General features: G+C 43.3%; 10 protein-coding genes and 1 pseudogene. 4 read left to right on the top strand and 7 right to left on the bottom strand.

What is annotated here, in order from left to right; translation table 11 throughout:
- Positions 1-25: 25 nt before the first annotated feature.
- The 6 genes and pseudogenes from ABD036_RS10455 to ABD036_RS10430 form a co-directional block, all read right to left on the bottom strand.
- Entirely contained in the window at positions 26-1,162 is a 1,137-nt protein-coding gene (locus ABD036_RS10455; protein ID WP_343859587.1) for a TIGR03088 family PEP-CTERM/XrtA system glycosyltransferase, read from the bottom strand.
- A gap of 1 nt (position 1,163) precedes the next feature.
- Positions 1,164-2,609, bottom strand: coding sequence for an exosortase A (gene xrtA, locus ABD036_RS10450; protein ID WP_343859584.1), 1,446 nt, complete (start codon positions 2,607-2,609; stop codon positions 1,164-1,166).
- Positions 2,610-2,611: 2 nt separating this feature from the next.
- Positions 2,612-3,802 carry a TIGR03087 family PEP-CTERM/XrtA system glycosyltransferase gene (locus ABD036_RS10445; protein WP_343859582.1) on the bottom strand — a complete coding sequence of 397 codons (1,191 nt, stop codon included), beginning with the start codon at positions 3,800-3,802 and terminating at the stop codon, positions 2,612-2,614.
- A gap of 3 nt (positions 3,803-3,805) precedes the next feature.
- Positions 3,806-4,852, bottom strand: a complete 1,047-nt coding sequence (locus ABD036_RS10440) for a FemAB family XrtA/PEP-CTERM system-associated protein (protein ID WP_343859580.1) — start codon at positions 4,850-4,852, stop codon at positions 3,806-3,808.
- Entirely contained in the window at positions 4,852-5,664 is an 813-nt protein-coding gene (locus ABD036_RS10435) for an XrtA system polysaccharide deacetylase (protein WP_425542567.1), read from the bottom strand. The genes ABD036_RS10440 and ABD036_RS10435 overlap by 1 nt, the downstream gene beginning before the upstream one ends.
- Positions 5,665-5,692: 28 nt before the next feature.
- Positions 5,693-7,104 (bottom strand): annotated as a pseudogene (locus ABD036_RS10430) (TIGR03013 family XrtA/PEP-CTERM system glycosyltransferase).
- A 158-nt stretch (positions 7,105-7,262) separates the two neighbouring features.
- On the opposite strand from ABD036_RS10430, the gene ABD036_RS10425 reads away from it, so the two are divergent.
- The 4 genes from ABD036_RS10425 to ABD036_RS10410 are packed head-to-tail and all read left to right on the top strand — an operon-like array spanning position 7,263 to position 12,247.
- Positions 7,263-7,898: an XrtA/PEP-CTERM system exopolysaccharide export protein gene (locus tag ABD036_RS10425; RefSeq protein ID WP_343859575.1), complete on the top strand. Its 636-nt coding sequence runs from the start codon at positions 7,263-7,265 to the stop codon at positions 7,896-7,898.
- Between the two features lie 41 nt (positions 7,899-7,939).
- Entirely contained in the window at positions 7,940-9,544 is a 1,605-nt protein-coding gene (locus ABD036_RS10420; protein WP_343859573.1) for an XrtA system polysaccharide chain length determinant, read from the top strand.
- Positions 9,541-10,614, top strand: coding sequence for an XrtA-associated tyrosine autokinase (locus ABD036_RS10415; protein WP_343859571.1), 1,074 nt, complete (start codon positions 9,541-9,543; stop codon positions 10,612-10,614). The genes ABD036_RS10420 and ABD036_RS10415 overlap by 4 nt, the downstream gene beginning before the upstream one ends.
- A 22-nt stretch (positions 10,615-10,636) precedes the next feature.
- Positions 10,637-12,247 (top strand): porin family protein, encoded by a 1,611-nt coding sequence (locus ABD036_RS10410; RefSeq protein ID WP_343859568.1) that lies wholly within the window; start codon positions 10,637-10,639, stop codon positions 12,245-12,247.
- Between the two features lie 412 nt (positions 12,248-12,659).
- Here ABD036_RS10410 and ABD036_RS10405 read toward each other — a convergent pair whose 3' ends face one another.
- A complete protein-coding gene (locus ABD036_RS10405) occupies positions 12,660-13,721 on the bottom strand; it encodes an XrtA/PEP-CTERM system-associated ATPase (RefSeq protein ID WP_343859565.1) in 1,062 nt (353 codons plus the stop codon).
- Positions 13,722-13,968 lie beyond the last annotated feature (247 nt).

The following is a 13,968-nucleotide window of genomic DNA, read 5'->3' as shown; positions in this document are numbered from 1 at the left end:
CCGCTGTAACAGTCTCGGTAAAAGGCTATTGAGCTTGATATAACTGGTGATACTTGCTCACCATTGTATCTATACTAAAGTTTTCTACACAATGTTTTCTAACCAACTGGCTGTTTTTGCTTGCCAGTTCACCGTCATCCACATAGTGTTTCATCGCGCTACTCAGTGCAACGATGTTATTCACCTCAACCAAATGGCTGGCTTGCAATGAGGGTTCAATCAACTCCGGATTACCACCTACGCGGGTAGCAATCACCGGCAAACCAGAAGCGGAAGCTTCTAAAATCGTATTCGAGATCCCTTCAGCCAGCGACGGCAACACAAAGACCGTCATGCATTTCATCAAATCAGCAACATCACTGCGATTACCGGCGAACCAAACAAGATCACTGATACTGGCCTGCTTAGCGCGCTCTACAAGCTGCGACATAAGCACACCATCCCCCACAATAATCAAGCGTAACCGATGACGCTCTTCTGGGCACAGATTTACCAGTTGAATAAAGCCTTCCAATAAGAACCCTTGATTCTTAACTTCAGCCAAACGACCAACGGTGCCAAACACCAGTGATTGTTGATTTATAAACCCTTTAGGGGCAACCTCTATTTCGGTACTTTTGGGTTGGAAGGTATCGATATCAACGCCATTGCAAATATGGTGGATTACCTCAGGCTCGACATTGATGGTGTGTTGCAAGTAGTCATAAGCTTCGGTGGATAGTGCAACATATCGATGAATATAGGTTTTCATAAACCGCCGAAGCAGTTGATATTTTTTGTTCTGGCCATGCATGTCGTTTACATCCCAGCCATGTTCACCATGGATCCGGTATGGCACATTACACCACCACCCCACTAGTTGGTTCTCCAAGGTGGCGGTATTTCTGGTGTGCAGAATATCTGGCTTGAGGCGTTTTAACAATTTGCGCAATTTAAAGAATATCGAGAGATCATTACCATCGCGTTTTTGCAAATCGTAGAACGCCACGTTATCAGTGACGATACGTTGGCAAAACTCTTCACTGAACCCTTTTAGAGTCACTATCGTGTGTTGATACGCTGCGCTATCGAGCCGATTAATTAAATTTACTACACCGTTTTCCAGTCCCCCGGTGTCGAATCGGTAGATGATGTGCAATATATGTTTGCGCGACGACGCCATGTTATTCGCCTGACAATAAAGCTTGAGACTCGCCGTTAAAGAACGCATCGGCTTTTTGCTCTAACAAGCGTTTGTCTAGATCGCGTTTTTCAATGGGCTTGGACATGACCAGAATATAGCCATTTTGTGGTTGTCCAATTAACGCCTGCACGGCCTGTACTAATTTGATTTCAATCGCTTTGTGAGTTACATGCCAAGGGGTGACATACGCATAGGTTAGTAGGCGATTGCGACCATAAACATCGGTAATTTCAAGCGTTCTAAAACGCTCATTGGCATCGTCAGACACAATCGACCAACGTTCGATATTATACAAAGTGTTTCGTCCGTTGATCAGTTCTTGGCCTTGAATATTGCCGTTGTAGTAAGCGTAGAAATAGTCAACCCCATCTTGCTGGCCTATCGCCTGATGGGTGGGATTGATAAAGCTTGGTAGCCAACTCACATCAGAGGGGGCTTGGTCGGTATTGAACACCTTGCTAATGGCCGGCGTCACTGAGCTAATTGGGTTTTCAAAGGCCAATTTATAACTAACCGATGCGACTAAGAGAATTGCTAACCCAATACCAGGTTTAACAAGCCCAGACAGATCCAGTTTAGGACCTGCAGGGTTGTCGATAGTTTGCTTCTCTGGCAGCGGATCGGCCCAGCGACCACCGACAGTGAACATAATAAAAATAACCACACCAAAGAATACCCAGCCATAAACTAAGTGATCGACACCAGTGGCATATTTCATATCAGACAAATGCGCAATCATAACGATGCCATACGCCCGTATCCCATTGGCCAGCAAAGGCAAAAATATTGAGAATAAAATAAAAATAGTACGCTTTTTAAAGCTGTTGTAATTCAAATACGCAAACAAAGTCCCTAGGGTAAAAGACGCGATTAAATAGCGAATTCCAGAGCAGGCCACCGCCACTTCAAAGAGTCCGCCGGGGATAGCGATGTAAAGTCCCTCGCGATAAACTGGAATGCCGGTTAATTCTATCGCAAAGACCGTAATATCGGCTGTCAGCTCTTGTAACTGAGGGATCATGAACTCCCCTACTGGTACGCTAAACAACCAGAAAAACGAGGTGAACAGCAGGACTCGTGCCACTTGCCCACCGAGTAAACACCAAATCATCATAGGCAGCATTGCAAAGGTGGCAAACTGTTCAATTACCAGAACTTGAGCCATGCTACCAAATAGCCAAAGCACTAAGGTTCCAGCAACAAAAACTAAAGCAAGCAAAGACGGTTTCAATTGCACCTGATGCAATTGCGCCCACTTAAGCTTAATCAAATAGATGCAGATGGGTAAAATGATAAAGCAGTGAGCAAAGGTTTCAGAGCGATACCATATCGCCACTGTAGACTCGATGCTGGCGTAAAATAATCCTCCCCACAACACAAAAATTGCGAATAAATATTTGAATATACTGCTTTTCAAAAACGTCATAATTACGCCTTAAACAAGTTCGGTAAACCACTAAGAGTGGCGGTCCATTTTAAATTTTCGATAATCCATTGGCGATTCTCAGGAGCTTCACAAGACAAGTCGATATAGTCACAGACCAGCTTTGAGAACACATCAGCGTCATCAGTTACTTTAATATTTTCTGTTTGGGCCTCGATACCTTCAATCGCCATACTGGTAGCGATAACCGGTTTGGCCATGGCTAGCGCTTCAAGAACTTTGTTTTGGATGCCACGGGCAATTTGCAGCGGCGCGACGGAAATACGCGCCTGTTTAATGTAAGGTCTGACATCTTTTACTCTGCCCGTTATGTGAATACCTAGAGTACCATCCAATGCCAAAATGGCTGTCGTTGGATTACCCCCGACCACATAAAAGGTCGCGGTGGGCTTATGTTGTCGAACCTTCGGCCACACGTGCTTTACAAACCACAGTACTGCATCCACATTAGCCCAATAATCCATTGCGCCGGTGAAGACCACATCAGGATTGCCTTCATTCAGGGGTTCAAGTTCAGCACTAGGTGAAAAGAAGTCGATGTCGACGCCATTTAACATGCCGCTGACTTTACCTTGGGTTTGACTCGGTACTTGTTGTTTAAATAAATCCGCCTCAGGACCCGAAACAAACAAAGCGTGAGCAGAATCTTCGGCAACACGGTTTTCAAAGGCTTGTAACTTCTGATGTTCGCGGTTATACACCCATTTACTGATACCGCTTTTACTTAGCGCATATTGACGCCATTTATCCGAATCCACATCAACATAATCGACAACTTGATGCAGCTTTTGCACATGCTTTTGGGTAAACATGGCCATCACTGATGAGTAAATGAATACCTGAGAGATCTGTTTGCGATCGATCGTCTCATCGACCCAATCTTGCATCTTGCGATTGGCGTAATAGCATTCTGAAATCGATTTACCGCTAACAAATGCTTTTAGGCCTTTGAGTTTACTGAAGGTTTTATTTTGATTTAGTAAAAAGGCTTCTTGGCAATATTCATCCAATTTACCAGCGTACTGCCAATCATAAGGATCATCCACAAAGCTTGCGAGATAAACATCAAAATGCGCACTGAGCATTTTGAGGATATTGAATGAACGTATTTTATCGCCTTTATTGGGCGGAAACGGAATCCGGTGACACAAAAATAATAATGGCGTCTTTTTCATCTGCTATCCCAAATATTTAGACAGCAGCGGACCAATTCGACGGCTCAACCACACTGGTAATTTTTGCCACATTTTAATGAACAGCTGATACTTTGGATTATTCGGGCTTAAGTTAGGTAAAGTTTGCGCTTTGACTAAATGAAATTGATAGTGCAATGCCACCGGCTCCATGCCCCAGGTGCGTTTATACTTAAACGCGCCTGAGTCATCTTTACTGCGCCCAAAGTCAAAGTAATCGCATTGTTTGTTGTTCTTTGCATGGCACATTAATTGGTAATACATAAAATCATTACTTTTTAGGCTACGAGCCTCAAACAAGCCGCCACCGTAAAATGGCATGACCTGTCCTTTGTAATAAAAGCTCAAAACCGACGATACCGCTTTGTTGTCTTTTTCTACCGTGAGTACATCACACGCATCCGTAAATTCACTTTGTAATGCATCGAAATATTTAGCGGGGAATACCGGTGTGCCTAGATTACGCACACTTTCAGAATAAACGTCGTAGGCGGTTTGCGTATCGTTATCAACGCGGAAATTGAGGTCGTTTTTAAGCGAATGACGCACCACTGCGCGTTGCTTCTTTTTGATGCCCGCGAGTATTTTGTCAGCATCTTCGGCTAGCTCACATCCAAAAGTCGAATGTGCACATTTTTCCGTTAGCTGAGGATTATTGCGCGGAAATGGATAACGAAGCTCTAAATAATCTACACCCAGCTCATGCGCTTTGTTGATTGCCTGTTGCTCAAGAAACAACATGGCCTCTTCACTATCCGATGCCACACCGCCATTCATACAAAAGGGCGTTGAGATCAAGGCATGGCCAAATAGCAAACTTTTTTGCTCAACCAGAGGCAAAACCGCAACAATATCTTGTCCAGTTTTGGCATAAATATAATGACATCGGTGTCCATAGACAGATTCAATAACTCGTTTCCATCCGGTGAGATGAAAAAACGTACCCGTGGCGGTGTTATCTACAAAGGCGTCCCACTGCTTGCACTCTTGCAGATTGTCGCCAAGCTGACTTAGGGTAAAAGTATCAGGCACTATGCCACTCCATACACGTCTTTCATGGTCGACCAATTAAAGTCTGTTAATAATCGCTCAAGCTTCGCTTCGGTTTTATCCAAGTTTACATAATGTCTAAAACGCGATTTAAGTGGTGCATTTGTCAAACGAGGTTGTTCGGCGTCAATTTCCCAAGGATGGAAATAGAACGAGTAAGGTTGTTTTTCTACCTTAAGGTATTTGTTAACCAGCATTTGCGTCATTTTATAAGGATAAAGACGAAAATACCCTCCCCCACCTATGGGTATTTGCCTGCCCATCAGTTTCAACGTTGGAATAGGGATTTCAATGATATTTTCTGGCCGTTGATAGGCGAATCGAGGCCAATCAGGAGTACCGTATAAATCATGCTTCACTGGGTAAGTACTTGAGCTATATTTAAATCCCAACTCGGCAAGCACTTCAAACGCCCATTCATTTTCATAACCAATTGAAAAGCTGGGTGCTCGGTAGCCCGCTAACGATTCACCAATCAAATCTTCCAAATGATTTTTGGAGCGGGTGACATCATCAGAAAACTCTTTTCTTGTTTGCTCATAAGCGCGCCGGTGTGCGTAACCGTGACTGGCTATTTCATGGCCTTGAGCATGAATATCTTTAATCAACTGTGGGTAAAGTTCAGCAACCCAGCCAAGTACAAAAAAGGTCGACTTAACGTTCGCTTTGCCAAATACATCCAACAGGCGACGGGTGTTATTTTCCACTCTAGGTTGATATTGATCCCATTGATCGGGTTTTATAATTGAATCGAAAGCAGAAACGTGAAAAAAATCTTCAACGTCGACAGTCATTGCATTTAGCGCTGAATTTATCACGTAATTAACGTCCTTTACCGAAGAGTACGACTTCCACCGCCTGATTAGAATAAGCATATCTAATAGCAGGCTTTGGTGCTTAACATAGTAAAGATCAAACTTTAGTTTTTCCATAGAGTCTTCAACGCTGGCACCGTAGGGATAATTTAACTGGGCCCAGCCAGCTAACCCTGGCTTCACGTTGTGACGCTGATTGTAATACGGTATCTCTCTTATTAACTGTTCGACGAATTCCGGTCGTTCTGGTCTAGGTCCAATAAACGCCATTTCGCCTTTAAAAATATTGAACAACTGAGGCAACTCATCGATACGATATTTGCGAATAAAATGTCCAATCCGAGTGACCCGGGTATCGTTTTGCGTTGCCCACTTGGCACCGTCTTTTTCGGCGTCAGGTCGCATACTACGAAACTTAATTATCTTAAACAACTTACCGTTTAGCCCAACCCGCTCTTGTCTGTAGAATACCGATGTTCCGGTTCTGCGACCATCGTCTAAATAGATAACCATCGCCGTAAGCAACATAAATGGCCAGGTGAAAAACAGCACTATAGAGGCCACGACGGCATTGGCACTGTATTCAAGAATATCTCTTAAGTAATTTTGAGAATTAAATCCGTTGGAATACACCACCCAACTTGGGTACATCAGATTAACCACTATTTGGCCGGTCTCTCGCTCCATAAAATCGAGTAAGTCGGTAATTTCCACACCCCGTAAACGACAATCAAACAAGACTTCAATCGACAAGGTGCCGCGTCTTTGATCGCAGGCGATGATAATTTCATCTATATCGTTATCAATTACGTAGTTGCGAAAATTATCATCAATTTTGACATGCACTAAGCGTTCGTTACGAATACCGTCTTCGCGGTTATCTCCCGGAATAGGAATAAAGCCCAGTAATTCGAATCCCAAACGATCGACATCCCGGCGCATTCTTTTCTCGATAATCGACGCTCGTTCACCTGCGCCAATCACCACGATACGCGAACGACCTAACCCCAATAGCCCAAGTCTATTAGTAAAATAGCGGAAGGTTACCAGTGATAAAATCACCACCCCAGCAGCGACAGGCAAGAAGTAAGAATGCATGCGTAGTTCAGACATAACCGTACTGGTAATCACTTCTACCACAAAGTAGGTTAAGGCCAGGCTAACAAATATACGCCTGATTATTCCGCGGAAGGTTTCACGTAATTTAGCTTCGTAAAGTCCAACAGACAAAGACGATACCAACACTAAAAATGTCATCAAGGATATGTTTGCTGCCAACTTTAGAAAACTTGGCGATTCAATTTCAAATAGACTAACAACAAGGAAATTGGCCAAGTATGCAGCATAAGATACGATCACTGCTTCTGCTAAAACGAGAGCATTGGAGCGTTTATTCTGTTTGTTATTGGTCGCTGCCATTAACGCTTACCTATGGATTTTTTTGACAAATTTATCATATGCTAAACGAATCTTTTGATATAGACTAACTTTTCTGGTCCGCCATTATAGAGATAAACACGCTCGGGTAAATGGCAGATTTGCTACATTTGTATCTGATTGGATAGGAAATACATAATATGAGAGCAAGTAGATTAGCACAGTTACTTATTGTAGTTGCTGCATTAGGAACAATTTCAGCATGTACGAGCACAGGTAATACCTTGCCTGAAGCCACCACTCGTTCTTCTTTAACCACTAATATTGACAACTACAGTTACTTGATTGGACCTGGCGACAGTTTGTCCATCTTTGTTTGGCGTAACCCAGATGTATCGGGTTCGTTTTTAGTCAGACCCGATGGTATGATCACGACGTCTTTGGTCGAAGATATTCCAGTTTCAGGGAAAACACCTACCGCATTGGCTCGAGATTTAGAACAAGAATTAGGTAAATATATCCGTGACCCAATTGTTACCGTCAGTGTTTCCGGCTTCAATGGTCCATTCAGTGAGCAGGTTCGTGTCATGGGTGAAGCATCTTCACCACGGGCTATTAGTTATGCCGAAGATATGACCTTACTCGATCTGATGATCAATGTCGGCGGCTTAACTGAATTTGCTGATGGAGATGGCGCCAAGTTAATCCGAGTCGTAGATGGGGTCCAACGCGAGTTTTCGGTTAGACTGGACTCATTAATCAAAGAAGGTGATATATCGCAAAATGTCGATATTTTACCGGGGGATATTTTGATTATTCCTGAAGCGTGGTTCTAGGCACACTGAAAGTTGAAGTTAAAAGTTGAGATGAAGTATCTATGTTAGGAATACAGGAAGCGATTGACCAAGTCCTCACCTACTTAAAAGGTGTGTGGATCAAGAAGCGTTATATCATCATATCTACATGGTTGATCTGCCCAATTGGATGGGCTTATGTTGCCAGCTTACCAGATCAATACGCGTCTTCGGCGCGTCTGTTTGTTGATACCAGCAGTCTACTGCGGCCGTTATTGCGCGGCCTTGCAGTATACAATAACCCCAACGAACAGGTGAATCTGGTGGCGCGAACGCTGCTTAGCCGACCAAACCTTGAGAAGATTGCCCGGGAAGCCGATTTAGATATCACGGTAACCACTCAAGCTGAGATGGACGAGCTAATCAACAACATGCGCAATGACATCAAGCTAAATGGCACAGCAGACCAAAACATCTACAACATTAGCTACAATTCGCCTTCGCCTGAACTGGCACAAAAAATTGTGCAAATTACCCTAAATGAATTTGTTGAATCATCTCTTGGTAATAATCGCCAAAGCAGTGATTCGGCGGAAGAGTTCATTAATCGCCAAATCGAAGAATACGAGCAGCGCTTGGAAGAGGCAGAGCAACGCTTAGCCGAATTTAAAGTCAGTCGTATTGACCGAGCGCCCGGTTCTACTCGCGATTATTACTCCCAGTTACAGCGTGAAATTTCAGACTTGCAAAGTACTGAGTTGCGTTTACTTGAGCTCAACTCGCAATTAACTGCAGCAAAAGCACAATTACAGGGTGAAGCTCCGGTATTTGGACTACAAGCACCAGACTCTCGCGTGGCCCCTAGCGTGACAACCCGTTACGATGGTCGAATTGCAGCCTTAGAAGGTCGTATTGATGAATTACTGATTCAATATACTGAGCTGCATCCAGAAGTGGTAAAAACCAAAAACTTGCTAGAATCTTTATATGACGAACGTGAGCAACACATCAAAAGTCTAACCGATGTGGCGGAAGTAACCGGCTCTTATAGTCAGTTTGGTAATATCAATCAAAACCCAGTTTACCAAGAGTTAAAACTATCTGTAGCGCAGATAGAGAGCCAAATGGCGCAACTCACCGTAAGAGCTGAAAATACCAAAAATAAAATTAGAGAGCTTGAGCGCGTGGTAGATTTAGTGCCACAGATTGAAGCTGAATCTCAAGGTTTAAACCGTGACTATCAAATCACCAAAGAAAAATACCTTGAGCTGATCAGTAGACGTGAACAGGCCGAGCTTTCTCGTAAAGCAGAAGCCACGTCAAACGATGTACAATTCAGGATCATTGAACCACCGAGCTTGCCCAATAAGCCCTCAGGTCCAAATCGTATTCTATTTTATTCGCTGATTTTATTTGTTGGCTTTGGTACTGGATTAGGTATTGCCTTCTTGGTTAGCCAAATAAATCCTGTGGTACTCAGCCCCAGTCAATTGGTCAGTAGTTTTGGCATCCCTGTTTTTGGTAAGGTATCGCATATTGATGCCGAATCACTTGCCAAAGCGGATAAGCGACGCATGCTAGTATTTAGTGCGTCTAGCTTAGCGATTCTGTTTATTTTCATAGGTTTGGTCTATGCCGATATTGCATATGGAAGGCTGCCCATTTATCTATTGGAGAATTTGATATGAGTACAATAGAAAAAGCCCTTCAAAAAAATAAAGCCATGCAGTCGAAACCAGATGCGGAAAAGAAAACCAGTCTGGAAGCGGCACAGGAAAAGGCCAACGAGTTGGCGGCACAACAACAGGCTGCCACAGACGCCATGACAGCATCAGCAGAAGTTGAGGCTGCAGCACAAAGCAAGCAACCAGCAACAGATGCGCCTTTAACGGCGTCAGTGAGAGCTGAAGAAACGCCAGAAGTACCGACACAAGAAAATCCGTTACCCGTTGAAAACGCAGTTCCACCGGTTATGGGTCAACCAATGCCTCCTACTTCATCTGCTGCGATTTCTAGCGCAAACAGTAAAAAGAAATTTATCTCTTTGAGCAATGTTCAAAAAGAAGGATTCGTCTCCAATATTGGTCGCCACACCATCAATGAAGAGTACCGAGCGATCAAACGTAAAGTATTGAGCAATGCATTTGGCCCTTTAGCCAAGACGCTCAATAATGCCAATATTGTGATGGTCAGTAGTCCTAACCCAAATGAAGGTAAAACCTTTACCGCGATTAATCTGGCCCTAAGCATTGCCTTGGAGCAAGATAAAACCGTGTTATTGGTGGATGCAGACGTACTTCGTCCCAGTGTAATGAAAACACTGGATCAGCCGTTTGAAAGTGGATTAATGGAATACCTATTGGGTGAAATCGATGATTTGAGTGAAGTTATCCATCACACCAACTTAGAAACGTTGAAAATTATCCCTGCGGGCAAATCTCATCATCTGTCTACCGAGTTACTTGCCAGTGAAAAGATGTTGGAATCGGTCAGTGAGTTTGCTCACCGTTATCCTGATCGTGTGGTTATCATCGATAGTCCACCGTTGTTAGGCATTAACGAAACCGCCATTCTAGCCAACCTTGCAGGCCAAGCTGTTGTTGTGGTGCAAGAAGGCAAAACATCGCTAAACCGCTTGTCACAAGCCGTCGATCATCTCAACCCAGACATGGCTAAAGGCTTTGTGATCAACAAAGCTAAGGCAAGTTCGAAAGACAGCCCCGGGTATTATGGTTATTACTACGGAAGCGACGAATAATAAAATAGTAAGGGAATTTACCTTGAAAAAAACGCTGATTGCACTTTTGCTGCCTGCCTGTTGGGGCGCATATGCTGGAGATATGAGTTATTCCGCACAAGTGGAAACTTCCTATATCAATATCAAGAGTGATACTGGCGCGTCTGATCCTAATAGTTCAGACACCTTTTCAATCAGGCCTAGTTTAGGGTTAACTTATACTGCGAATAGAGCGCGCGCCTCTTTAATAGCGAATCATCGTTATTTGGACAGGCATGTTTCAAGTACCTCAGTGACAAATAACAGCCGCGAAAGTAATTTTACCGATTACACCTTCGACGCAGAGCTATTTGCCATAGAAAATGTGTTGAAATTCAATGCGCGCGGAGCACAAACCTATCAAAATACCGACATCAACAATGGACTTATCAATGATGAGGTATTTGGTAGCCAGCAATTGGCCAAAACGCAAAGAGGCACTGTTGGCGCAACCTTTACACTGCCCAATCCCGACTATTTTAATTTCTCAATGGCGGGCAATTTAACCAAAGTTAAAACTGACCGTACCACGCTAGGTAATTTTAATCTCAATAGTGACAACACCAATATTACTGCAGTGTTGAGTGAAGGTGATGAAGTAAAACGGGTTAGTTGGAATATTACTGCCGAACACAGAGACACCAACGGCACGGGCCGAAACGATATACTGTCGAAAACGGTTGATGGCGTTTTTTATGTTGGATTAACAGATGATTGGCGATTTGTCGTCACCGGCCGAGAAGAAACTAACGAATTAAAGTCAGACCAAGTTGATACCACCAGAAGCCTTGATTACAGCAGTGCCGGTATTGGCTTATCCTATTTCCAAGATCGAGGGCGCTATATCGATGTAACTTACAATGTGTCCTCTAGACAAGAAGCACAAGGTAACGAACGAGATAGTTTCATTGGTTTGAATTTTAATTGGCGGTTTTCTTCGCGCACCTCTATTCAAGGCAACTATGGCAAACGATTCTACGGCCGCAGTGCCAGTTTTCAGCTAAGTCATAGACTAAAGAAACTTAGAACCCAAATTTCTTATGCTGAAAATTTAACTACCTTTTCTCGGTTGATAGCGGGTGATACGGTGACAGGCACTTTTGTCTGTGCCATAGGTGCAGTGGATATAAGCCAGTGCTTGCAGCCAGCAACGGTAGATTATGTGCTTCAACCTGGCGAAGAGTTTAATAATTTCGACTTTACCATTCCTGAAATCAGTGAAGAGGCTTTGCTTCGTAAAAACCTCACTATGAGTACTGGCTATCAGTTTCGTCGCATAAAAGCCAATCTATCAATTACACACACAGACACTGAATACCTTGATTCTTTGCGCAGTCAAAAAACGTTTAACGTTAACCTAGCCTTATCCATGCGATTTGGCCGCAAGTCGACGCTCTCTTGGACAAACGGTTACTCTCAGTTTGACCGAGAAATTAGAGATGGAGTTGATGATGACTCGGATACTTGGCGCAGTGGGTTGAATTACAATTACAATGTGTCTAGAGAAATGTCAGTGCGAGCGGGTTTCCAAGTAGTTAGCAGGGACTCACCCGTGTTAACGCAAGATTTCTCATCGCGTCGATTGACACTAGGAATGACCTACAAATTCAAATAGTGTCCGATTCACTAGTATCGGTAGCCTTTATTAAAACTTGATAATGAACCAGGTTATCAATAACGCCAAAAGCACAAAGGTACCGGTCTCCTTCAAATATTTTCCAGGAAAATACGACTGACGACGGTTAGTCCGTCGTTCTGTTTGTTGCTCGCCGTGCTGACCCACTGGGTTTAAACGTCCCATCGTATTTACCTACTTGAATTGAACGGTAAAGTTTATACTCATCTACAGTTAGAGAGGATCAACTCCTAATAGTTCAATATTTATACAACCTTAGGATGTTATCGGCAAAAACACGAAATTATGTAGAAAATTAATTGGTCTAGTTTTATAAAAGATGTGTTTTAACAGGGAGTTACATGCAGTGGGCCTTACGCCCACTGCCTAGCAGGTAAAATACGATGTGGGGCTAGTCGTCTGATTTGAGACGCACGTAGGTTTTGTATTTTTTCTTAAGTAGGTTATCAATATAGCGAGTAAGCTTAATTTTGTGGCTGATCGCGTTATCTAGTGCATCGGTTAACTCATTTAACATGGTTTTGTAATACTGCACATCTTTGACTCTGCCATCTTCAGTCATATCTGTCATCACAGCGCCGTTATTATCACCTGCTGCTGAGGCTGGTGTCTTGGGTGTGAGATCACTCCCCTCTTCTGGTCGAAACATTTCGTCTGACACTTCAACAGTCACGGTTTTGATAGCTTCTTCGTCTAAATAGGTGAGATCTTCTAAAAACCCATACAACAAGACTCTGTCCATCAAGGTATTTATTCTGCGTGGAACACCATTGGTGAATTTAAAGATCTTTTCAAAGGCACCATCTGAAAATAGCTTGTCGTTTTTCAACCCCGCGTGCTCTAAGCGATACTCGATGTACTCTCGAGATTCATCTAGGGTTAACGGAGCCAAATGACAGGAGGCCACAATACGCTGTCTAAACTGCTCCATATTGGGCGCTCTGAGAATAGGTTGCAGCTCTTCTTGGCCTAACAAGAAGCTTTGTAACAGCGGCTTGCCCTTTTGCTGAAAATTAGACAACATCCGCAGTTCTTCAATGGTTTCTAATGGCAGGTTTTGCGCTTCATCCACAATCAGCAAGGCACGTTTGCCTAAGCTATGTAATTTAAATAAGTAGGATTCTAGGTCTTTAAGAATATCAGCTTTGGTTTTATTCAGCGTATCAATTTCAAATTTGCTCGCCACCATTTTTACCAGTTCATCTGGCGAAAGTTTAGGGGTAACGATTTGCGCTGCTACAATATCGTCTTCGATATTATCCAAAAGGCTATTTGCGATGGTGGTTTTTCCGGTACCAATGTCGCCGGTAATCACAATAAAACCTTCCGCTTGCGATAAGCCATATTGCAAGTAAGACATGGCTCTTTTGTGCCATTTACTGGCAAAAAAGAAACTCGGATCAGGGGTTAACTGAAAAGGTTTTGAATTTAGTCCGTAATAACTCTCATACATAACGCAAATTTATCCTGAAATCCTGTGAATTAATCTGTCTACTTGTCGGTCACCTGGCTAGTTTCATAAGCAAAATGACGCACTCTACTTGCCTCTAGGTAAATGCATCATCGTATTGAGACATCCCTAGTTTACCTCTGCGCTTCGTCCGTGGAGGCAAACGCAATGACCTAGGCTTATACACTGCCAGTACTTTAACGAGCCGCGCAGCTAGGCGCAAACTTATTCTATCACTAATGAGGTATGA

The sequence above is a fragment of the Aliiglaciecola litoralis genome (assembly GCF_039523355.1).
In the GTDB taxonomy this organism is placed as follows: domain Bacteria; phylum Pseudomonadota; class Gammaproteobacteria; order Enterobacterales; family Alteromonadaceae; genus Aliiglaciecola; species Aliiglaciecola litoralis.
This window is presented reverse-complemented; position numbering and strand designations above follow the sequence as displayed.

Bases quoted from the DNA above. Each gene is read 5' to 3' on its own strand.
- ABD036_RS10455 (WP_343859587.1), bottom strand. From the start codon at position 1,162: ATGGCGTCGTCGCGCAAACATATATTGCACATCATCTACCGATTCGAC.
- xrtA (WP_343859584.1), bottom strand. From the start codon at position 2,609: ATGACGTTTTTGAAAAGCAGTATATTCAAATATTTATTCGCAATTTTT.
- ABD036_RS10445 (WP_343859582.1), bottom strand. From the start codon at position 3,802: ATGAAAAAGACGCCATTATTATTTTTGTGTCACCGGATTCCGTTTCCG.
- ABD036_RS10435 (WP_425542567.1), bottom strand. From the start codon at position 5,664: ATGACTGTCGACGTTGAAGATTTTTTTCACGTTTCTGCTTTCGATTCA.
- ABD036_RS10425 (WP_343859575.1), top strand. From the start codon at position 7,263: ATGAGAGCAAGTAGATTAGCACAGTTACTTATTGTAGTTGCTGCATTA.
- ABD036_RS10420 (WP_343859573.1), top strand. From the start codon at position 7,940: ATGTTAGGAATACAGGAAGCGATTGACCAAGTCCTCACCTACTTAAAA.
- ABD036_RS10415 (WP_343859571.1), top strand. From the start codon at position 9,541: ATGAGTACAATAGAAAAAGCCCTTCAAAAAAATAAAGCCATGCAGTCG.
- ABD036_RS10405 (WP_343859565.1), bottom strand. From the start codon at position 13,721: ATGTATGAGAGTTATTACGGACTAAATTCAAAACCTTTTCAGTTAACC.